This is a genomic window from Rheinheimera metallidurans, assembly GCF_036983985.1.
Taxonomy (GTDB): Bacteria; Pseudomonadota; Gammaproteobacteria; order Enterobacterales; family Alteromonadaceae; genus Alishewanella; species Alishewanella metallidurans.
In genome coordinates this window covers 990,425-1,012,930 of record NZ_JALAHQ010000001.1, presented here as the reverse complement: position 1 = coordinate 1,012,930, position 22,506 = coordinate 990,425, and the positions used below count along the sequence as shown (strand labels likewise).

Annotated in this window: 21 protein-coding genes; 8 read left to right on the top strand and 13 right to left on the bottom strand. The window is 42.8% G+C overall.

What is annotated here, in order from left to right:
* Positions 1-21: 21 nt before the first annotated feature.
* Complete coding sequence (gene clpS / locus MN199_RS04775) at positions 22-342, bottom strand: ATP-dependent Clp protease adapter ClpS (protein ID WP_132582891.1); 321 nt, start codon at positions 340-342, stop codon at positions 22-24.
* 190 nt (positions 343-532) lie between these two features.
* Here clpS and cspD point away from each other — a divergent pair, with 190 nt between their 5' ends.
* Positions 533-751 (top strand): cold shock domain-containing protein CspD, encoded by a 219-nt coding sequence (gene cspD / locus MN199_RS04770; protein ID WP_132582889.1) that lies wholly within the window; start codon positions 533-535, stop codon positions 749-751.
* Between the two features lie 108 nt (positions 752-859).
* On the opposite strand, the gene MN199_RS04765 is transcribed toward cspD, so the two are convergent.
* Positions 860-3,088: an NADP-dependent isocitrate dehydrogenase gene (locus MN199_RS04765; protein WP_335738586.1), complete on the bottom strand. Its 2,229-nt coding sequence runs from the start codon at positions 3,086-3,088 to the stop codon at positions 860-862.
* Positions 3,089-3,377: 289 nt separating this feature from the next.
* On the opposite strand from MN199_RS04765, the gene MN199_RS04760 reads away from it, so the two are divergent.
* From MN199_RS04760 to MN199_RS04740, 5 genes are all read left to right on the top strand, one after another.
* Positions 3,378-3,833: an NUDIX domain-containing protein gene (locus MN199_RS04760; protein ID WP_132582885.1), complete on the top strand. Its 456-nt coding sequence runs from the start codon at positions 3,378-3,380 to the stop codon at positions 3,831-3,833.
* A 69-nt stretch (positions 3,834-3,902) separates the two neighbouring features.
* Positions 3,903-5,027, top strand: a complete 1,125-nt coding sequence (gene mnmA, locus MN199_RS04755) for a tRNA 2-thiouridine(34) synthase MnmA (protein WP_335738585.1) — start codon at positions 3,903-3,905, stop codon at positions 5,025-5,027.
* A 1-nt stretch (position 5,028) separates the two neighbouring features.
* The gene (hflD, locus tag MN199_RS04750) at positions 5,029-5,679 is read left to right on the top strand and encodes a high frequency lysogenization protein HflD (RefSeq protein ID WP_132582881.1); all 651 of its coding nucleotides are present in this window, start codon (positions 5,029-5,031) and stop codon (positions 5,677-5,679) included.
* 8 nt (positions 5,680-5,687) lie between these two features.
* Positions 5,688-7,058: an adenylosuccinate lyase gene (gene purB, locus MN199_RS04745; protein ID WP_132582879.1), complete on the top strand. Its 1,371-nt coding sequence runs from the start codon at positions 5,688-5,690 to the stop codon at positions 7,056-7,058.
* A gap of 52 nt (positions 7,059-7,110) precedes the next feature.
* Complete coding sequence (locus tag MN199_RS04740) at positions 7,111-8,265, top strand: ribosomal protein uL16 3-hydroxylase (protein ID WP_132582877.1); 1,155 nt, start codon at positions 7,111-7,113, stop codon at positions 8,263-8,265.
* A gap of 85 nt (positions 8,266-8,350) precedes the next feature.
* Here the strand turns inward: MN199_RS04740 and MN199_RS04735 are convergent, their stop codons facing one another.
* Positions 8,351-8,788 (bottom strand): DUF4826 family protein, encoded by a 438-nt coding sequence (locus MN199_RS04735; protein WP_132582875.1) that lies wholly within the window; start codon positions 8,786-8,788, stop codon positions 8,351-8,353.
* Positions 8,789-9,030: 242 nt separating this feature from the next.
* Here MN199_RS04735 and MN199_RS04730 point away from each other — a divergent pair, with 242 nt between their 5' ends.
* Entirely contained in the window at positions 9,031-10,074 is a 1,044-nt protein-coding gene (locus MN199_RS04730) for a Leu/Phe/Val dehydrogenase (protein WP_132582873.1), read from the top strand.
* A gap of 354 nt (positions 10,075-10,428) precedes the next feature.
* A complete protein-coding gene (gene prsR, locus MN199_RS04725; RefSeq protein ID WP_335738584.1) occupies positions 10,429-11,784 on the top strand; it encodes a PEP-CTERM-box response regulator transcription factor in 1,356 nt (451 codons plus the stop codon).
* Between the two features lie 63 nt (positions 11,785-11,847).
* On the opposite strand, the gene MN199_RS04720 is transcribed toward prsR, so the two are convergent.
* The 10 genes from MN199_RS04720 to tkt all read right to left on the bottom strand — a co-directional run bounded on the left by MN199_RS04720 (position 11,848) and on the right by tkt (position 22,437).
* Positions 11,848-13,107, bottom strand: coding sequence for a tetratricopeptide repeat protein (locus tag MN199_RS04720; RefSeq protein WP_335738583.1), 1,260 nt, complete (start codon positions 13,105-13,107; stop codon positions 11,848-11,850).
* A gap of 1 nt (position 13,108) precedes the next feature.
* The gene (locus tag MN199_RS04715) at positions 13,109-13,726 is read right to left on the bottom strand and encodes an energy transducer TonB (RefSeq protein ID WP_132582867.1); all 618 of its coding nucleotides are present in this window, start codon (positions 13,724-13,726) and stop codon (positions 13,109-13,111) included.
* Between the two features lie 2 nt (positions 13,727-13,728).
* Entirely contained in the window at positions 13,729-14,133 is a 405-nt protein-coding gene (locus MN199_RS04710) for an ExbD/TolR family protein (RefSeq protein ID WP_132582865.1), read from the bottom strand.
* A 12-nt stretch (positions 14,134-14,145) separates the two neighbouring features.
* Complete coding sequence (locus MN199_RS04705) at positions 14,146-14,673, bottom strand: MotA/TolQ/ExbB proton channel family protein (protein ID WP_243695570.1); 528 nt, start codon at positions 14,671-14,673, stop codon at positions 14,146-14,148.
* A complete protein-coding gene (locus tag MN199_RS04700) occupies positions 14,673-16,040 on the bottom strand; it encodes a MotA/TolQ/ExbB proton channel family protein (RefSeq protein ID WP_335738582.1) in 1,368 nt (455 codons plus the stop codon). Before MN199_RS04700 ends, MN199_RS04705 begins: the two co-directional genes overlap by 1 nt.
* 6 nt (positions 16,041-16,046) lie before the next feature.
* A complete protein-coding gene (locus MN199_RS04695) occupies positions 16,047-16,817 on the bottom strand; it encodes a DUF3450 domain-containing protein (RefSeq protein ID WP_335738581.1) in 771 nt (256 codons plus the stop codon).
* A 248-nt stretch (positions 16,818-17,065) separates the two neighbouring features.
* Complete coding sequence (fba, locus tag MN199_RS04690) at positions 17,066-18,130, bottom strand: class II fructose-bisphosphate aldolase (RefSeq protein WP_132582859.1); 1,065 nt, start codon at positions 18,128-18,130, stop codon at positions 17,066-17,068.
* A gap of 48 nt (positions 18,131-18,178) precedes the next feature.
* Positions 18,179-19,360 (bottom strand): phosphoglycerate kinase, encoded by a 1,182-nt coding sequence (locus MN199_RS04685; protein WP_132582857.1) that lies wholly within the window; start codon positions 19,358-19,360, stop codon positions 18,179-18,181.
* A gap of 13 nt (positions 19,361-19,373) precedes the next feature.
* The gene (epd, locus tag MN199_RS04680; RefSeq protein ID WP_335738580.1) at positions 19,374-20,390 is read right to left on the bottom strand and encodes an erythrose-4-phosphate dehydrogenase; all 1,017 of its coding nucleotides are present in this window, start codon (positions 20,388-20,390) and stop codon (positions 19,374-19,376) included.
* A 49-nt stretch (positions 20,391-20,439) separates the two neighbouring features.
* Complete coding sequence (gene tkt, locus MN199_RS04675; protein ID WP_335738579.1) at positions 20,440-22,437, bottom strand: transketolase; 1,998 nt, start codon at positions 22,435-22,437, stop codon at positions 20,440-20,442.
* Between the last annotated feature and the right edge of the window lie 69 nt (positions 22,438-22,506).

Genomic DNA, 22,506 nt, shown 5'->3' with positions numbered 1-22,506 from the left:
AGAATCATGCAAAGGCTTACCTTATGCGCGTTCCATAGTACATAACAACGGGTGCTGATGCTCTTTGGCATACTGCATCACCTGCTGCACTTTTGTTTCTGCAATTTCTGCAGTAAATACACCACATTCCCCCTTGCCTTCGTAATGTACTTTTAACATTACTTCAGTTGCTTGTTCGAATTGCATATTAAAAAATCGACTTAAAATATCAATAACAAAATCCATCGGAGTGTAATCGTCATTATGTAAAAGTACTTTATACATTGGTGGTGGCGCAACACGCTGTCGTGTTAACTCTTCTAAGCCGCCATGTTGTTCATTACTGTTTTTATTGCCACTCATAAACTATAGCCATGCCTGTGTGATCCATCAAAGGAGCTTTACGTTAATTATTAGTTAATATTTGGTTTGTTTTTGCAAATAACTTGACTGTATGCTCAAATTATCTACATTAGTTGTTGGGCGCAACAACATTTCCGCGTTCAGAACTAGAATACAGAGTTTAGCTAACTTAGAGAAGGAAGTAAGTGGTATGGCTACCGGTAAAGTAAAATGGTTCAATAATGCTAAAGGTTTTGGATTTATTCGTGAAGACGGCCGTGACGAAGACATCTTTGCTCATTATTCAACCATTAGTATGGATGGCTATCGCACGCTAAAAGCCGGACAAGATGTCAAGTTCGACTTGTCTGAGGGCCCTAAAGGCTTACACGCTGTGAATATTAAACTGCCCGATGATCTGACAGAGTAAAATGTTCGCATAACGTTTAACTAAGCGTAGTGTTATAAAAGTAACGATATGGCAACGGCATAAAAAAGCAGGCATTACGCCTGCTTTTACTTTTTGAGTTTACTAACCTTAGATGTTAGCTAATGCTTGATTAAACGTTTTACTTGGCCGCATTGCTTTAGCCACTAGTTCTGGGTTTGGTCGATAATAACCACCAATATCGACCACTTTACCTTGTGCACCATTTAACTCGGCAATGATGGTTGCTTCGTGCTGCTGCAAGTTCGTTGCTAATTTAGCAAAACGCGCCTGTAGCTCTGTATCTGTACTTTGCGCAGCTAATGCTTCTGCCCAGTACATGGCTAAATAAAAGTGGCTACCTCGGTTGTCGAGCTCACCTAGCTTGCGTCGTGGCGACTTATCATTATCTAAAAATTTTGCCGTTGCTGCATCTAATGCATCCGCCATAACTTTAGCTTTTTTATTACCCGTTACTTGGCTTAAATGTTCTAACGATGCCGCTAGGGCTAAAAACTCACCTAGCGAGTCCCAACGTAAATAATCTTCTTCGATAAACTGCTCGACGTGCTTAGGCGCAGAACCACCAGCACCGGTTTCAAACAAACCACCGCCGTTCATCAAAGGCACAACCGATAACATCTTGGCGCTAGTACCCAACTCTAAAATTGGGAATAAGTCTGTTAAGTAATCACGCAGTACGTTGCCAGTTACCGAAATGGTATCTAAACCTTGCTTAATGCGCTGTAACGATAAGCGAGTTGCTTCTACTGGTGATAGGATCTGAATATCTAAGCCACTAGTATCATGGTCTTTTAAATACGTTTGAACCTTGGTAATGATTTGCGCATCGTGTGCACGAGCGCTATCTAACCAAAAAATAGCCGGTGTGTTACTTAAACGAGCACGATTAACCGCTAGCTTTACCCAATCACGAATCGGCGCATCTTTTACTTGGCACATACGCCAAATATCGCCCTGCTCGACATTATGCTCAAATACCACATCACCTTTAGTATTAACTGCTTGAACCTTGCCATCTGCAGCAATTTCAAACGTTTTATCATGTGAGCCGTATTCTTCCGCTTTTTGCGCCATTAAGCCAACGTTAGGCACTGAACCCATTGTTTTCGGATCAAAAGCACCATTCTTTTTACAAAAATCAATAGTTTCTTGATAAACACCAGCGTAGCAACGGTCTGGGATCATCGCTATTGTGTCTTTTAACTTGCCATCGGCACCCCACATTTTGCCAGAACTTCTAATCATTGCCGGCATTGAGGCATCAATAATCACGTCACTTGGCACATGTAAATTGGTTATTCCCTTATCAGAATTAACCATTGCCAATGCAGGCTGCGCCGCGTAGCAGGCTTTAATTTCAGCCAAAATTTCATCTTGTTTGGCTTGAGGTAAACTCGCTATCTTAGCAAACACATCACCGGCGCCGTTATTAACATCAACACCCAGCTCTGCGAATAGTGCAGCGTACTTATCAAATACCGGTTTAAAGAACTCGACCACCGCATAACCAAACATAATCGGATCCGACACCTTCATCATGGTGGCTTTTAAATGCAGTGATAATAGAATGTCTTGCTGCTTTGCTGCGGCAATTTCTTGTTTATAAAACGCGCATAGTGCTTTTTTACTCATGGTCGCGGCATCAATAACCTCGCCCGCTAACACCGCTACTTTTTCTTTTAATACTGATACGGTGCCGTCTTTGGCAACATGTTGAATTTTTAATGCATCAGCAGTAGCAAACGTAGTTGATTTCTCACTACCGTAAAAATCACCTTGCGTCATATGTGCAACGTGTGATTTAGAATCTGCTGCCCAAGCACCCATACTGTGTGGATTTTTCTTGGCGTACTGTTTAACTGAAGCTGGTGCGCGGCGGTCTGAGTTGCCTTCACGCAAGACCGGGTTTACGGCACTGCCTTTAATTTTGTCATAGCGAGATCTAACATCACGCTCTTGGTCCGTTTTTGGCTCAGCAGGGTATTCAGGTAAAGCATAACCTTGCTGTTGTAACTCTTTAATTGCTGCTTTTAACTGCGGAATTGACGCACTAATATTAGGTAGCTTAATGATATTTGCATCAGGCTGGTTGGCCAGCTCACCAAGTTCAGCCAAAGCATCAGCAATACGCTGTTCTGGCTGTAAAAAATCGGAAAAGTTGGCAATAATGCGACCAGACAGAGAAATATCGCGAGTTTCTACCGCAATACCTGCTGCAACTGTAAATGCCTGTACAATAGGTAAAAAAGAGTACGTCGCCAGCGCTGGCGCTTCGTCGGTTTCAGTGTAAATAATTTTTGCAATTTCTTTTGACATGTTAGTTCCTGTAATGTGTTTGCGATCAGCTGGATTTTATTAGCCAGTTCGCACCTTCATCCGGGCGATGTTGATGTTTTAAACGCATTTGTTGCAAAGCGGCCGTAGTATAACAGCATGACATTCAATAAAATAGGCGGTTTGCTGTACAAAGCTGCGGCGTTTTTAGCGTAATTAAAACCACAGTCACTAACCTAATTCGCCTTATAACTCGTAATAACATCGCCTTTTATGGCAAAACAATTTATAAGCATAGCAACAACGCTATGCCAAGGAGCAACCGCAATATATGAGTAGAGAGCAGTTACATCTTACCGTTGCCGCCATTGTTCAGTTTCAAGGTAAGTTTTTATTAGTCGAAGAAATTGATAAACAAACAGGCAAGTTAGTGCTTAATCAGCCAGCAGGACACGTTGAGCAAGATGAAGATCTACTGCAAGCGGTAAAGCGCGAGCTATATGAGGAAACGGGCTTAGAGCTTGAGCCGTCAGCTTGGCTTGGTATTTCGCAATTACAAGCAGCAAATGGCCACCGCTATGTGCGGTTAAACTTTATTTTTGAACCAACCAACTTGCCTAAATACTACCAGCCCCAAGACGCCGACATTCTCGCTTTACATTGGTTTAGCGCAGAACAATTATTACAAGCTGCATTGCCATTACGCAGTCGTCTGGTTAGCGATGCAATACAATCCTACATTGATGGCACGCGCTTACCTTTAATGCTAATTCAGCCAACGCGATAACATGCGCTGAGCACAAATTTAATGTATAATCCGCGCTTTAATTTTTCGGTCTTCAACAGAGCAGGTATCATGCTAGACAATCGCTCAGCGAATAGCGCAGAAAATAGTAGTAAAAAAGTCATCGTCGGTATGTCCGGCGGCGTCGACTCATCAGTTTCAGCTTATCTGTTAATACAACAAGGCTATCAGGTTGAAGGCCTGTTTATGAAAAACTGGGAAGAAGACGACAACGACGAATATTGCGCTGCGGCTGAAGATATGCGTGATGCGCAGGCGGTATGCGATAAATTGGGTATTGTTTTACATAAAGTAAACTTTGCTGCCGAGTACTGGGATAACGTATTTGAGTATTTTCTTGCCGAATATAAAGCTGGGCGCACACCCAATCCCGATATTATGTGTAATAAAGAAATTAAATTTAAAGCCTTTCTTGAATTTGCCGCAGAGGCCTTAGGTGCTGATTATATTGCTACTGGGCATTACGTACGCCGCCGTTACCTAGACGGTCATTGGCAACTATTACGTGGCATAGATAATAATAAAGATCAAAGCTATTTTCTTTATACCATTGGCGAAGAGCATGTTGCGCAAACATTATTTCCTGTAGGTGAACTAGAAAAACCTGCAGTGCGTGCGATTGCTGAACAACAAGATTTAATTACCCACGACAAAAAAGACAGCACCGGTATTTGTTTTATTGGTGAGCGTAAATTTAAAGATTTTCTTCAGCAGTATTTACCTGCTCAGCCTGGTGATATTGTGTCGATAGAGGGTGACGTTATCGGCCGGCACGAAGGCTTAATGTACCATACACTTGGTCAACGCAAAGGCTTAGGTATTGGTGGCATGCGCGATGGCGGCGACGAACCTTGGTATGTAGTAGATAAAAACCTCGAGACTAACCAGTTAATTGTCGCACAAGGCCATGACCACCCAAGCTTGTTGTCTAATGGTTTAGTCGCCAGCCAGTTACACTGGACCGACCGTAAAGGGCCACAACAAGCTCTGCGCTGCACGGTAAAAACGCGTTATCGGCAAACCGATATCCCCTGCTTATTAACGCCAAACAGTAATGGCACAGTAGAGGTGCTATTCGACACCCCGCAAAAAGCAGTAACGCCAGGCCAGTCAGCCGTATTTTACTCAGCTGATGTATGTTTGGGTGGCGGTATTATTGATGTGGCGCTGAACTAGTATGCAATTTTCCTTATCAACTCAAATTATTGCCCTAGCCGGCCTTTGCCAAGCGCTAAAACTAGTTCAACAAACTGCGCGCAGCACCGAACCCAGTTCAGAGCAAGATAAAGCCGCACTAAGCGTGATGCTAAGCAGTGTTGCAGTGCTTAACGCCGATGAGCCGCTGCTAATTTATGGTAATAACGCAGCTAACTTACAAACCGGTTTACAAATTATTATTGACCAGCTAGGTGATAAACCACAAAAAGATGTCGAGCTTACTCGTTATCTTGTTGGTGTTTTAGCTCTAGAACGGCGTTTAAATAAAAGCCCAGCTAACTTAAAAAAGCTCGGCGACAAGCTGCAACATTTAGAACGCCAATTACAACATTTTAGTATTACTGATGACACTATCTTAGCTAGCTTGGCCGATACCTATTCTAGTTGTATTAGTAGCTTAGGCGGAAAAATTCAAATATATGGCCAACCAGAATTACTGAAACAACCACGGGTACAACATAAAGTACGTGCATTGTTGTTAACCGCTATTCGCTCAGCCGTATTATGGCGCCAAGCGGGTGGCAGCCGTCTTAACTTTATTTTTAAACGTCGCAAGCTGGTGGCACAAGCAAAATTGATGCTTGCACAGCTGCCTTTATCAAGCTTATAGGAGCCTGTATGCAACTGAATGCCCTTACCGCTATTTCTCCCGTTGACGGGCGTTATGGCAGCAAAACTACTGATTTACGTAATTATTTCAGTGAGTTTGGCTTAATAAAATACCGTGTGATGGTAGAAGTGCGTTGGTTACAGCAGCTCGCAGCAGTTACTAGCATTAAAGAAGTGCCAGCGCTATCGGCAGAAGCTAATCGGGTTTTAAATGATATTGTCGACAATTTTAGTTTAAGCGATGCTGAGCGTGTTAAAGAAATTGAACGTACCACAAACCACGATGTTAAAGCGGTAGAATATCTACTAAAAGAGAAAGTGACCGGCAATGCCGAACTTGCCGCAATAAGTGAATTTATCCACTTTGCCTGTACCTCTGAAGACATTAACAACTTGTCGCATGGCTTAATGCTAAACGCAGCAAGAGCTGAGGTTTTATTGCCACAATGCGATGCGCTACTGGATGCCATTAAGCAATTAGCAAACCAGCATAAAACTGTGCCTATGATGGCTAGAACACATGGCCAACCTGCTTCACCTACTACGTTAGGTAAAGAGATGGCTAACGTGTATATGCGCTTAAAACGCCAACGCGAACAAATAGCTAACGTTGAAATTTTAGGTAAATTCAACGGTGCTGTCGGTAACTATAATGCGCACTTATCTGCCTATCCAGATCTTAACTGGCATCAGATCTCTGAACAATTTGTTACTAGCTTAGGCCTAAGCTGGAATGCGTTTACTACGCAAATTGAGCCACATGATTATATTGCCGAGTTGTTTGACGCGGTTGCTCGGTTTAATACTATTTTACTCGATTTCGATCGTGATGTTTGGGGCTACATTGCCCTTGGTCACTTTAAGCAACGCACTATTGCTGGCGAAATTGGCTCATCTACCATGCCGCATAAAGTTAACCCTATAGACTTTGAAAACTCTGAAGGCAATCTGGGTATTGCTAACGCGCTGTTTAATCATTTATCTGCTAAGTTACCAGTATCACGTTGGCAGCGCGACCTAACTGACTCTACTGTATTGCGTAATCTAGGTGTTGGCTTTGGTTACACATTAATTGCTTACCAAGCCACGCTTAAAGGCATTAGCAAACTCGAAGTTAACGAAGCTAACCTACGCGCTGAACTAGATGCAAACTGGGAATTACTGGCGGAGCCAGTGCAAACAGTAATGCGTAAATATGCCATCGAACAGCCATATGAAAAGTTAAAAGAGTTAACCCGTGGTAAGCGTATTACGCAAGCTGATTTGCATATATTTATTGATAAACTGGAGCTGCCAGACGACGTTAAAACGCAGCTTAAACAGCTGACACCCGCTAACTATATTGGCGCCGCAATAGATATTACCAGTACATTATCATAATACGAGTTTAAACAAGGCGCTGTATTCAGCGCCTTGTTCTTAGGAAAGCATCATGTATCAATTACAGTTAGGTGAACTAAGCATTGCCGATTTTCTTAATGAATATTGGCAAAAAAAGCCACTGTTAATAAAAGGTGGCTTTAAACAGTTTGTTGATCCATTAACAGCCGATGAGTTAGCCGGTTTGGCGATGGAAGAAGAAATTGAATCACGTATTGTTAGTTGCGTTGATAAACAATGGGATATGCACACTGGCCCGTTTGAAGACTTTTCTACTTTTGGCGACAAACACTGGACTTTATTAGTGCAAGCCGTTGATCATTGGCATCCAGAAGCTGCTAAATTATTAGATCCGTTTCGTTTCATACCCAACTGGCGTATTGATGATTTGATGATCAGCTTCTCAGCGCCAGGCGGCGGTGTCGGCCCACATTTAGATCAATATGACGTATTTATTATTCAGGGCGAAGGTAAACGTCACTGGCGCGTTGGCATGCCAGATAAAAATTTACAGCAGCTTTGTCCGCACCCTCGTCTGCTGCAAGTCAGCCCTTTTATCGCCTGTATCGATGTTATTACTGAACCTGGCGATATTTTATATATCCCACCTGGCTGTCCACATGACGGTATTAGTATAGAAAACAGCCTCAACTACTCGGTTGGCTTTCGCGCACCGGCACAAAAAGACTTGCTCACCGGGTTGGTTGATCATTTAATTGACCATGATGTAACAGGTAGTCGGTTTAGTGATACCAACCGCGCGCAAGCGACGTCTGTTGGTGCAATATCTGATGCTGATCTCAATCAAGTACAACAACTACTGCAACAGCTGGTCAATGACAAAGCTATGTTGCCAAGTTGGTTTGGTAATCTAATTACCCGAGCTAAACACGAACTGGATTTAAATGAACCAGATCCGCATTATTCTGCGGACGAAATTAGTGAATATATAGAGGAAGGTTCTGTGCTAAGCCGCACTGGCGGTTTACGTTGTTGCTATTATCAAGCCAATAACAGCAGCGATATTCTACTGTTTATTAATGGTGAGCAAATTACTCTACCGAGCAACGAGCTAAGCACTGCACAGTTGCTCTGCGATCATACCGAGCTGGCATCAGCGCAGAACCTACATTTTAATCAGTCTAATGAACGCGTAATGCTAATTACCAGTTTGATTAATCAAGGTTACTGGTATTTTAGCGAATAAGCGTAGCTAATTAGCGAGCTGCATTTTGAGCATAAAAAACCGCCTTTAAGGCGGTTTTTTATTTTCCGTAAATTAATAATTACACTTAACTGGCTAATTCTTCTTGCCATAAATTATCTTGATTAAACATATCATACAAACTGTGCGCACGATTAATCAGCAGATTAGCAAAATCCTGTTGCGTTTTATCATGAATACCAGCATCGATGATTTGTTGTGCCTTTAATTGCCAACGTAATGAAAACGCACGCACCGCTTCACGAGGACTAACCGCCGCAGCATAAGCCATATGATCGGTCGGTAAATCGCCACTGACTACCCAATATGACTGTTTATCTTTGGTGTTTAATTTCCAAACAGAAAAATAAGGCGGTAAATAGCGGCTTTCCGTCACCGCAACGTTATCGGGTATAATACCTTTACTTGCCAAGTACTCATTGGCTTTTTGAAACTGAGCTCTAACCCATTGCGCTCTTTCTTGTTCGGCCTGTTCAATTTGTTCAGGTGTTAGCTGCTCACTCATTTACTTTCTTCCTATTTAAAGTTTTTAGCTACTTTATTGGACTCAGAGCTGACAATCAAGTGTTGCGACAAATTGTCGACAATCCACTGGAATGACCAGATTATATTTCTATCTATTTCTGGTTTAAATGATGTCGAAATGCTACATTTCGCGACACAAAACTACCGCTGATTATGTGGTAATTATTAGGTGACTAACCTGCCCTCATTCTTGTGGCAGCTAATTAAACGGAGAAATTATTCGTGGCATTATTTAACCATTCTGAATTTGATAATCATGAACAAGTTGTATTTTGCTCTGACGCTGAAACCGGCTTAAAAGCGATAATTGCGGTTCATAGCACAGCACTTGGTCCAGCGGTTGGTGGCTGCCGTTTATGGGATTACGTATCAGACGAAGCAGCATTAAACGACGTTCTGCGCTTATCACGCGGTATGACCTATAAAAATGCAATGGCTGGTTTGCCTTTAGGCGGCGGCAAAGCGGTAATTTTAGGTGATGCTAAGAAAATTAAATCTGAAGCCCTATTCCGTGCGTTTGGTCGCATGGTGCATCGTTTATCTGGCACCTATTACAGCGCTGAAGACGTTAACATTACGACTAGCGACATTATGATTGTTAATAAAGAAACACCTTATGTTGCCGGTTTAGAAGGTCAAAGCGGCAACCCTGCACCTTTTACGGCACTTGGCACTTACCGTGGTATTAAAGCTGCTGCTAAACACCAGTTTGGTTCAGATAACTTAAACGGTAAAACCGTTGCAGTACAAGGCTTAGGCAGCGTAGGTTTTTACTTATGTGAACACCTACATAAAGAAGGTGCTAAGTTAATCGTTACTGATATTAACCAAGATGCGGTACAACGCGCGGTAACCCAGTTTGGCGCCACGGCTGTTGATTTAGATGCTATCTACGCTGTAGATGCCGATATCTATGCTCCTTGTGCACTAGGTGCAACATTAAACGACGATACTATTCCACAGTTAAAAGTTCGTGTTGTCGCCGGTTGTGCCAACAACCAGTTAAAAGAAGCCAGACATGGCGAAGTACTGCGTCAAAAAGGCATTTTGTACACACCAGATTACGTTATTAACGCTGGAGGTATTATCAACGTGGCATCTGAAATGCGCCCAGAAGGTTACTCTGCAGAAGAATCAACGCAAAAAGTTATGGCTATTTATGATACTTTATTAAATCTATTTCAACGCGCAGATGCAGAAAACAAACCAACCAGTCAGGTTGCAGATTTAATGGCACAAGAAATTATCAAACGCGGCAAAGTATAATCAGTTACTGCTCAAACAAGCCGCCATTATCAGCGGCTTTTTGCTTCAAATAAAAACACTATATAAACATTGTTTTAACATAAAACCTCTCACTATTTTTCGATATACAATATCACTATTCTTAAACACTAAACTCGGTAGCGCTGCAGTTATTTCTATTAATTTCAGTTACTATTACAAATCAAATTTGTAGCTAATTCTGTTTCAATCTCAAGTAAATTAAGCTGCAATGGGCTAGGCTTTTAAAATGATGTAATATATAAGCTCTGGTTTACCAAGTTAGTATAGGAAAGACGTTCTCTTTCGAAGGCTATTTAATTGGCTTACTAAAGATAAAATAACAAGGATCGTTAAATGAAGACTATATTAGTCATAGAAGATGATATTGGCATCCAAAAACAATTAAAATGGAGCCTATCAGATTACGAGCTAGTATTTGCCCACGACAGAGCATCAGCTTTAACCCAATTACGCCGTTATGAACCCAATGTCGTTACTCTTGATCTCGGTCTTCCACCAGACCCTGCTAACGCAAGCGAAGGTTTAGCTTGTTTAAACGATATTTTAACCATTCAACCTAGCTGCAAAATTATTGTTATTACCGGCAACGCCGATAATGAGCATGCACTTAAAGCCATCGCTTTGGGCGCTTACGACTACTATCAAAAACCTTTAGATGCCGACGTGCTAAATATCATCTTGGCCAGAGCGTTTAAAATAAGCGAGTTAGAAACCGAAAATCGCGCATTAAAAAGTGCCGCACCAAGCAATAACGACATCATTGGTAATAGTGACAGCATTTTAAAAGCGTGCCGTACTGTAGAAAAAATTGCCCCAACCGAAATTACTACGCTACTACTGGGCGAAAGCGGAACCGGTAAAGAAGTGTTTGCTCGCTCAATTCATCGGCAAAGCCCAAGGGCAGGTAAACCCTTTGTTGCGATTAACTGTGCGTCAATTCCAGAAAATTTGCTAGAAAGTGAGTTATTTGGCTACGAAAAAGGCGCTTTTACTGGAGCCAATAAAACCACGCTTGGTAAAATAGAATGTGCAAATGGTGGTACCTTACTACTTGATGAAATTGGTGATATGCCATTAAGTCTACAAGCTAAAATGCTACGCTTTTTGCAAGAGCGCGTTATTGAACGCGTCGGTGGGCGTCAGGAATTAGAAGTCGATGTTAGGGTTATTTGTGCTACCCATCGCAACTTAGCTGAAATGGTTGCTGCACAAACCTTTCGTGAAGATTTATATTACCGAGTAAGTGAAATTACTCTGCTAATTCCGCCACTACGCCAACGAGGTAATGACATTATCATTATCGCTAAGGCGCTGTTAGGTAAGTTTAACCAAGAGTTTAATACCCACGTACAAGGTTTTACCGAATCGGCTATGCAAGCCATGTTACAGCACGCCTGGCCAGGCAATATTCGTGAATTACAGAACAAGTTAAAATCGGCGGTCATTTTGGCTGATAGCAAATACATTACGCCAGAAGATCTTGGTTTATCGATGCGTGATATTAAAATTGATACCTTGCGCAAAGTTCGTGAGTTGGCAGAAACTAAAGCGATACGTCAAGCCTATACACTGGCGTCTGGCAACCTATCAAAAACGGCAGACTCATTAGGCATTACACGGCCTACGCTCTATGCTCTAATTGATAAATATCGGTTGCACGACTTGCGTAATACTGAAACAGAAGGCTAGGTTTAACTTAAGCCTTAGCTAAAAATCAAGCTAAAAAAAACCCCACAATCGTGGGGTTTTTTATTAAAGGCTTACGCCTTTTTGTTTTGCTTTATCTTTGATATACGATTCCCAACTACGCACCTGACGTGCCATAGCAGGATCTTTCTTCGCATTCATTAAAGCAGCATAGGCTTCTTTATATTTCTTCTGATAGAAATAAGCATCTACCAAGCTCATATAAACATTAGACTGCTTATCAACATTCATTGACAAGGCTTTGTCAAACGCAACTATCGCATCATTATAACGCTGAATAGATAAGTAAGCAGAGCCTTGGCGACGGTAAGCGTCAGCCTCGTTCGTTAACTTCGCAACTTCACCATAGTATTCCGCTGCTTTTAAAAACTCACGAGCACCAAGATAATTTGAAGCCACAAAAGTTAAATTAGCTTTGTCCTTCTTAACTAACCCACTCTTGATATGCTTTTCCATTATGCTAGCAGCTTTATAAGGAATACTATTATTAGCATACATTTGCGCTAACATACGTATTTCAGAGTCTTTCTCTAAGTAACCTTGGCTATAAGCTAACTGCAGAGTAGACAAAGACTTACCGTACTCTTCAGTTAACGTATAAAAGTTACCTAAGTAAACCCAGAACTGCTTATTTTCTGGAAATAACTGCACCATAGTTTCAACGACGGCAATAAGATCTTTATAGCGCTTAAGCTCATAAAGTGCCGCCATTTTCAACTGATAAGGCCCTTCAATTTGCTTAGTAGCAAAGCGAATTGCATCATCTGCTGGCGCTAACACCTTGTCGTGCTGATTCATAAGGTAATAAGCATTAGCAATTCGCATATAAACTTCTGAGTTTTGCTCACCAGTGAACATAATCCAGTCTTCATATGCTTTTACTGCCTTTTGATACTGCTTATCTTGTAGCAACATATCAGCAAGTAATTTCATCGATGACGCTTGGTCAGCAAAAGTTAACAAGTCAGGCTTAACTGCCATTGTTAAATACTTAATTGCCTGTTTTTCATCTTTAGTCGCGTAAAGGTTACCCAAAAAGCGATTTAAGGTAGCGGTATCAAATTCATTACTAGATTTTGCGTCAAGCAACACGGCAAGTGCTTCGTCAAGTTTTTCTTCGTTATACAAATCAAACGCTTTAACTAGCGTTTTACCAACACGTTCGCCCACTATTTGGGTTTTACGCGCTTTACGCTCTTCTACCTTAGCCATGTTAGGTTGCACAGCAGCCATAACAGACGTTGCGGTTACGCTAAGCGCTACACAAACAACCAATGCTGAGGTAAGTTTTTTAAGCTTAATCATCTTAACCTCCGGCCATATCTAAGGTGAAATCTAACTGAACTTGCTGTCCAGTTTGCTTCATTGTTTTACCATCAACCACTTTCGGACTGTATTTCCAGCGCCGTAAGGCACGGATAGCTTCACGGTCAAACACTCGACGTGGTTCAGCTTCGATAACCTCAACTTCATCAACACTACCATCTTCCATAATGCTAAAACGAAGTTTTACCCAGCCTTGTAAACCATCACGTGCTGCTTGAACGGGATAACGCGGTTCAATACGTACTATTGGCGTAGCGTCACCATCGCGCATCATACTCGATGGATCACCTAAACCACCTGATGAAGAACCTAAGTTCAAACCAGGCATATTAAAGCCTATAGCACCAGCAGCGTTGGCCGTATCCGGTTGTGGCTGAGGCGCTTTTGGCGGCTGAGCCGGTGGTGGTGGCGGTGGTGGCGGTGGTGGCCGCCGGGTCTGTGTTTCTGATTCAGGTGGCGTAGTGTTAATTTCTATAACAATACGCTCTTGCTCAGCGACTTTACGATCGCCACTTGACTTAAGCAAAGTGGCCATCATTAAGAACAACAGAAACGTTACCACCGCACCGATTATTAACGATGACAGGAAACGTACCATAATTACTTAGTCTCCCCAGCTACGCTAATCACCAGCGACGGATCTGCAGTTTTAATCTGATCCATAACTTCCATTACCACACCATGTTTAGCTTCTTTATCAGCTTGAATGATAATGGTATCAGTTGGTGATTCTGCTCTTAACCGTTCGATGTTTGCTGAAACACGCTCAACATCAACTGGGCGCTTATCCATCCATATTTCACCGTTTGCACGGATCGCAATAAAGATAGTCGCACTTGGTTTTTTCTGAGCCTGAGCAGCTTCTGGTTTATTTACATCGATACCAGCTTCCTTCACGAAAGACGTGGTTACAATGAAGAAAATTAACATGATGAATACTATATCCATCATCGGCGTGATATCAATCTCCGCCTGTTCAGCTTCGCGTATAGGTTTGCGGGCCATAAAACACTCTCTTTAATGATGCGGTAAACTATCGGCTAAACTGGCTTTTTCCCGTTTAACCGTTAAGTCTAACCGCGCACTGAAAAATACACCTGATATCGCAGCTACTAATCCTGACATCGTTGGAATAGTTGCCATTGAGATACCCGTTGCCATGGTTCTTGGGTTACCCGTACCTTGCGTTGCCATAATATCAAACACCGCAATCATCCCAGTAACCGTTCCTAATAATCCAACCAATGGACACAGTGCAACCAAGGTTTTTATAATCAGCATACGCTGTTCTAATTTTTCTGAAGCCTCGGAAATCCAGCGCTCACGGATCTTATGCGCATACCATGATGTGGTATCTGCTCTGGCATCCCAGCGAGCCACAATATCCTTTTTTAACTTTGGATATTCGGCTTTAAGAAACCAGAACCGCTCTATCATCAATACCCACATGACGAAGAGTACCAAGGCGACAACGTATAATACGTTGCCACCAGTATGGATAAAATCCTGAACAGATTCCCACAGCCCTACTAGCTGGAGCATCATTAGGCTTTCTCCTTCTCCGCGTGCGCAGCAATAATACCAGCAGCTTGTTCATCTAAAATATGCAGAATAGTACGAGCTTTTGCTGAAACAAGAGAGTGCACGAACAGTAATGGAATTGCTGCAACTAGGCCCTGAGCAGTTGTTACCAACGCTAAAGAGATTGAGCCAGCCATCAGTTTAGGATCGCCTGTTCCGTACAAAGTAATTTGCTGGAACGTTAAGATCATACCGATAACCGTACCTAATAAACCTAGTAACGGAGCAACAGCAGAGATTAACTTGATTAAACCAATACCACGGTCAACCTTTGGTGTTTCACGTAAAATGGCTTCATCTAATTTCAACTCTAAGTTTTCGGTATCAGACGTTTTGTTTTCATTGTAAACACGCAGGATACGACCTAGTGGATTCTGAGGTGACGGGTTACCTAAGTTTTTCAACTGTGCACGAATTTTGCCACCAACAACCGTCAGTACAATAATACGCTCTAATGCAATTAATAAACCGAAAAAGAATACCACTGTGATGATATAACCAACCGTACCGCCTGCGTGGTAATATTCCATCAACGTTGAACGCTGTTGGTTTAAACGTAATAAGCTATTGCCTTTGGTTGGATCTAGGTATAAACCAGTGATCTCACCTTTTTTAGCATTATGGAATGCGGCAACTGAATCATGAATTTTTGACTGTGGTTCACGACCCAAAGGTTGAATTTGGTCAGTAGATGAATTCAGAATTAAATATTCAGTCGCAGTGGTTAAGTGGAATGTACCAAAACGTGTAACACGTTTAGTTTCAACACCACCGTCTAACTTTACTACTTCAGCGTCAAAATCAGCAATTTTGCCTGATTCTGTCATTTCAGTTAATAAAGCCATCCATAAATCTTCCATCTGGCTTAACGTAGGTAATTCAGTAGCTGACGCTACGCTTCGCAGTGGTACATCACGACCAGGATACTGAGCACTTACAAGAGAGCCAGTAATAGTACCGATCGATTGGTTAGCAGATTGGCGTACAACACCAAACAACTCACCCATTGTACCTAAAGCGCTTTCTAATTCTTGTTGCTTCTGGCCAATAAGAATATCGTTATCAGCATATTCTTTTTGTAAACGCTTACCGCGACCTTCTTCATCAGAAAATTGCTTTTTCGCTGTGTTTAATAATGACTGTTGTGCAGCGCGATCAGCCAAGAATGCTTTTTCGCGATCTTGGTTAACACGGCCTTCAACAGTACGCTCTTTCTTTAATTGTTCTAAAAGCTGATCTAGCTTGCCAGTGTCAGCAGTCGCGTTAAAAGCGATACCAGCTGACAAAGTCACAGCGGCAGCGATTAACATTGATTTGAATACTAGTTTCATGTGTTCTTACTCCGCTGCGATAAGTGGTACGCGATCCATTTCAAGCGTGGCTTCACGACGTGCCATCTTGATAAACTGAGCTACAGATGTCAGGTATGAACCTGGCAATTCGTCCCAGTTTGAGGTCTCTTTGTCCCACACCCAGCCTGACTTTCCATCTAGCGATAACGCCATTAAAGACAGACGACCAACATGAACATAATCTACTGTAGTTTCCTGGCCGTTAAGTGGCAACGTACCTTGGAATGCTGCTAGTTCTGAACCGTAAGCCACTTCAATGCTATAAGCTTCTAAAATTTGACGATATTGCTCTGAAAGTTGAACGTCTGAACGTCCCATAAGCTCACGTAAACGCTCAACACGCTCTAAACGACGGTCTGTACGTAAAGGAATGTCAGCTTTAACAAACTGCTCTAACGCATCAATCATACGGAACATTAAAGGTACAGTACCCTTGCGAGTATCTTCTAAACCTTCAATTTGGCGCTGAACTGAGTCTATCTGACGCTTCTGATCGGCAACTAAAGTTGCTAAGAAGTCGTTATATACTTTTAAGTTTTCAGTCTGGTCAACAACCTGACGGTACTCACCTAACAGCTCTTGCGACTGCTCATAAATGTTATTAATTTTTTCTTGAGACTGAACTGCTGCGCGTTGAATCTGATTACCTTCTTGATGCAAAGCTTTTAAATCTGTTGCTAGAACGTTCGCTGATAAAGCGAAAGCGCCAGCCAGAGCTGTTGCAACAAGACTCTTGCGAATTTTATTGTTAAACATAGTTCCCAACCAATTATTGCTGATTAACGTAACCTGAAGTTGTAAGGGCCATGCTGTTCTTACAGACAGAAAAGGCCCTCGGTTAGAGGGTAAACCGTCCGCATCATTACAGGTAAAAACGCCCTTGTCAAGACAACAAAGACGTCTGTAGAGCTGATTTTATGCGGCTTTTTATATGGTTTATTACCCAGTTTTTCTACTTTTAAAGCAATGAAAATTAATTTCTTAAAATTCATTAAATTTTTAGTTTATTTTATATTCGGCGTTAACTTTCCTGCTGAATACAAAGCCACCATATCATCTAACGAAATCGGTTTTATTTTGCTACCGTGCCCTGCAGCGTTAAACGCTTCGTAACGCGCTACACAGATTTCCATCATCGCTTTAACTGATGCTTGTAAATATTTACGCGGATCAAATTCAGCGGGATGTTCTGTTAAATAACGGCGAATAGCACCAGTTGAAGCTAAACGTAAATCGGTGTCAATATTTACTTTACGTACGCCATATTTAATCCCTTGTTGGATTTGCTCTACAGGTACACCATAGGTTTCAGGAATTTGACCACCATTTTCATTAATGATCTTTAACCACTCCTGCGGTACCGATGATGAACCATGCATAACCAAATGGGTATCTGGAATACGTTCATGAATAGCTTTAATTCGGTCTATCGCCAAAATATCGTCGGTTGGCGGCCGACTAAATTTATAAGCGCCGTGTGATGTACCGCAAGCAATAGCCAAGGCATCAACTTGCGTTTCACGCACAAACTGCGCCGCTTCTTCTGGATCAGTTAACATTTGCTCATGGCTAAGAATGCAATCTGCACCTATACCATCCTCTTCACCAGCTGCGCCAGTTTCAAGTGAGCCTAAACAACCTAGCTCGCCTTCAACCGACACACCACACGCATGCGCTATTTCAACAACTTTACGTGTTATGTTGGCATTATAGGCATAATCTTTTGGTGTTTTACCGTCTTCACCTAGAGATCCATCCATCATTACTGATGAAAAGCCCATTTGAATTGAACGCTGACAAACTGCTAACGACGTACCATGGTCTTGATGCATAACTACAGGAATATGCGGAAACTCTTCCACTGCAGCTAAAATTAAGTGACGCAAAAACGGCGCACCGGCATATTTACGGGCACCCGCCGATGCCTGAACGATGACAGGACTATCAGTTTTGTCGGCAGCCATCATTATTGCGCGCATCTGCTCTAGGTTGTTTACGTTAAAAGCTGGAATGCCGTAACCGAACTCGGCGGCGTGATCCAGCATTTGACGTAGTGAAATAAGGGCCATGAAATCCTCTCTTAATCTTTTTAATGTGCCGTTTTAATAATCAGTTTATTATAATATTTTTGCGCGCTGTTCCAGTATAGCTACAGCTGGCAGTGTTTTGCCTTCTAAAAATTCTAAAAATGCACCGCCACCAGTAGACACATAGGATATATTATCCGCGATATTATATTTATCTATTGCCGCTAGGGTATCACCACCGCCAGCAATAGAGAATGCATCACTATCAGCAATCGCTCTGGCTATTGCTTCTGTGCCGGCAGCAAACTGCTCAAATTCAAATACGCCGACGGGTCCATTCCAAACAATAGTACCGGCAGATTTAAGTATCTTAACCAATTCTGCGCTGGTGTCTGGCCCGATATCAAAAATCATGTCGCTATCGGCCACATCCGCTACGTTTTTTAAACTAGCCGGCGTAGTTTCACTAAAGGCTTGGCCTACTACGACATCAGTTGGTACCGGAATATTCGCACCGCGTGCTTTAGCTGCGGCCATTAAACGCTGGGCTTGAGGAATTAAATCGGCTTCATATAATGATTTGCCTACATTGTTACCGTTAGCCGCAATAAAGGTATTGGCAATGCCGCCACCGACAATAAGCTGATCAACCATGCCAGATAAGGATTCTAGCACCGTAAGCTTAGTGGATACTTTAGAACCACCAACAATTGCCACTAATGGACGTTTCGGGTTTTTCAATGCAGCGGCTAAGGCATCTAATTCAGCCACTAATAATGGTCCAGCACAAGCAATAGGCGCAAACTTCGCCACTCCGTGTGTTGATGCCTGCGCGCGATGTGCTGTGCCAAAGGCATCCATAACAAATACATCACATAACGCGGCTAACTGTTTTGCCAGCACGTCGTCATTCTTAGCTTCACCGTGATTAAAACGTACGTTTTCAAAAATAACGACTTCTGACGCGGCTACTTCTATACCATTTAAGTAATCTTTGGCTAAACGAACCGGCACAGTTAGCACAGCAGCAAGATAATCCGCTACTGGCTGCAACGACGACTCGCTGTCGTAAACGCCCTCTTCTGGGCGGCCTAAATGCGACATCACCATTACTTTTGCGCCCTTTTGCAATGCCAACTCAATGGTGGGTATTGCGGCTTTTAAACGCGCGTCTGAGGTTACTTTACCGTTTTTTATTGGTACGTTTAAATCTTCACGGATCAAGACACGTTTGCTGTTAAGATCCAAATCGCTCATGCGAATAACAGACATTTTTAGCTCCTTGTTATAAATTCGGTTGCAGCATAGCTTTAGCCGTGTCGAGCATGCGGTTGGCAAAACCCCATTCGTTATCACACCAAACTAAACACTTTACTAGCCGCTTATGACTCACTCGGGTTTGCGAACCATCTACAATGCACGAATGTGGATCATGGTTAAAATCTACCGAGACTAATGGCTCTTCGGTGTAATCTAAAATACCCGCTAATTCACCAAGCTTAGCTTGGCGTAATACCTTATTCACCTGTGCAATACTCACGTCTTGCTGCAAACTTACGCTTAAGTCCATCGCGGTAACATTTAAGGTTGGCACCCTTACGGCAATAGCCTCAAAGCGCCCAGCAAATTTTGGCAATATACGTTCAATGCCTAAAGCTAACTTGGTATCAACGGGAATAATCGACTGGCTAGCGGCTCGAGTACGACGTAAATCAGGGTGATAAGCATCAATAACTTGCTGATCATTCATCGAGGCATGAATAGTGGTTATGGTGCCACTTTCAACACCAAAATGCTGATCAAGCGTCTGAATAACCGGCACTATGCAGTTAGTAGTACAAGAACCGGCTGAAATAACGGTCATATCGGCAGTTAAGTTATGGTGGTTGATGCCATAGATAATAGTGGCATCAATGTCAGTATCCGCTGGATGCGAAAACAACACTTTTTTTGCCCCAGCTTGCAGATGCCAACTGGCATGTTCGCGACTATGAAACACACCTGTACATTCCAGTACTATATCAACATCTAGCTCCGCCCAAGGCAGAGCTTGCGGATCAGCTTCACAGAATAACGCAATCTTGTCGTCATTTACGCTAATGCCGCCAGCGTATGAACTAACAGTAAAACCAAAACGGCCGTGCGAACTGTCGTATTTTAATAAATGCGCCACACCCTTAGCATCAGCCAGTTCATTAATGGCCACCACCTGCAGTTCATGCTGCAAACCGTTTTCATAGACAGCGCGCAAAATATTGCGCCCTATGCGGCCAAAGCCGTTTATTGCTAATCTGATTGCCATAACACCACATAGAAAAATGGGATCAACACTGATCCCATTAGGTTAATTATTACGCCAGCAATTGCTGCGCGGCTTCAAGCACTTTTTCAGTAGTGATACCAAAATAGGCAAATAACTGCTCGGCTGGCGCCGACTCACCAAAACTGGTCATACCAATAATTTTACCGTTTAAGCCTACGTACTTGTACCAGCTATCAACTATGCAAGCTTCTACTGCAATACGCTTGGTTACTGCCGCTGGCAACACGGCTTCGCGATAAGCGGCATCTTGCAGGTCAAAGGTATCAGTTGATGGCATAGACACAACGCGCACCGCTTTACCTTGCTCAGTTAACTGCGTAGCCGCTTGCATCGCCAGTTCGACCTCTGAACCAGTAGCAATAATAATTAACTCAGGCGTACCGACACAGTCACGTAAAATATAACCGCCACGTTTTACGTTAGCTAATTGCTCAGCGTTACGTGCTTGTTGCACTAAATTCTGTCTAGAGAAAATCAGTGTAGTTGGCCCATCAGCGCGCTCAATGGCCGCTTGCCAAGCAATAGCAGATTCCACTTGATCACAAGGGCGCCAGTTAATTAAGTTAGGAGTGGCGCGCAGGGCAGCTAATTGTTCAACCGGTTGGTGAGTTGGGCCATCTTCGCCTAAACCAATAGAATCATGCGTATACACAAAAATGACACGTTGCTTCATTAACGCGGCCATGCGCACTGCGTTACGTGCGTATTCCATAAACATTAAGAAGGTCGCGCCGTAGGGTATAAAACCGCCATGCAACGCAATACCATTCATCATTGCCGACATACCAAATTCACGCACGCCGTAATAAATATAGTTGCCGCTGGCATCTTTCGCGGTAACCGCCTTACTACCATCCCATATAGTCAGGTTAGAACTAGCTAAGTCGGCAGAGCCACCCATAAATTCTGGCAGTAAAGGACCAAACGCGTTTAACGCATTTTGTGATGCTTTACGGCTGGCAATGTTCGCAGGATTAGCTTGCAGTTTTGCAATATAAGCATTGGATTGCTCGGTCCAGTTTGCAGGTAACTGACCTGCTATACGGCGGCTAAATTCGGCGGCTTGTGCCGGAAATGCAGCGCTATAACGGGCAAACAATTGCTGCCAGTTTTGCTGTGCTTTAGCGCCCTTATCTTTGGCATCCCAGTCGGCATAAATATCTGCTGGAATTTCAAAGGGGGCATATGGCCATTGTAAAAATTCGCGAGTAGCAGCAATTTCAGCATCACCTAGCGGTGCACCATGACAATCTTGACTACCGCCTTTATTGGGCGAGCCATAACCAATAACAGTGCGACAACATATTAATGTTGGCTTATCGCTTTGCGCTTTAGCTTGTTTAATTGCCGCTTCAACCGCTGCAGCGTCATGGCCATCAACATTACTAATTACCTGCCAGCCGTAGGCTTCAAACCGTTTAGGGGTATTGTCGGTAAACCAACCTTCTACTTGACCGTCAATTGAAATGCCGTTGTCATCCCAAAACGCAATTAGCTTACCTAAACCTAGGGTACCAGCTAACGAACAGGCTTCATGCGAAATGCCTTCCATTAGGCAGCCATCGCCTAAAAAGGTATAAGTATAATGATCAACAATGTCATAACCAGGCTGATTAAATTGTGCTGCCAACGCTTTTTCTGCCAGCGCCATGCCCACCGCATTGGTAATGCCCTGCCCTAAAGGACCCGTAGTGGTTTCTACCCCAGGCGCATAACCATATTCTGGGTGGCCAGGCGTTTTTGAATGTAACTGCCGAAACTGTTTTAAATCTTCAATGCTTAAATCATAACCGGTTAAATGCAGTAGCGAATATAGCAACATGGAACCATGACCATTAGATAAGATAAACCGGTCACGGTTTGGCCACTGCGGATCTTGTGGATTGTGCTGAAGAAAATCACGCCATAATACTTCGGCTATATCAGCCATACCCATAGGGGCGCCTGGATGGCCTGATTTAGCTTTTTGCACTGCATCCATGCTTAAAGCACGAATTGCATTAGCGAGTTGTTTACGAGATGGCATGTTCACTCCTGATATTGCACGGCTTCAATTTAACGAAGCTATTTATTATTAAGCTGAAAGATTAAAGCG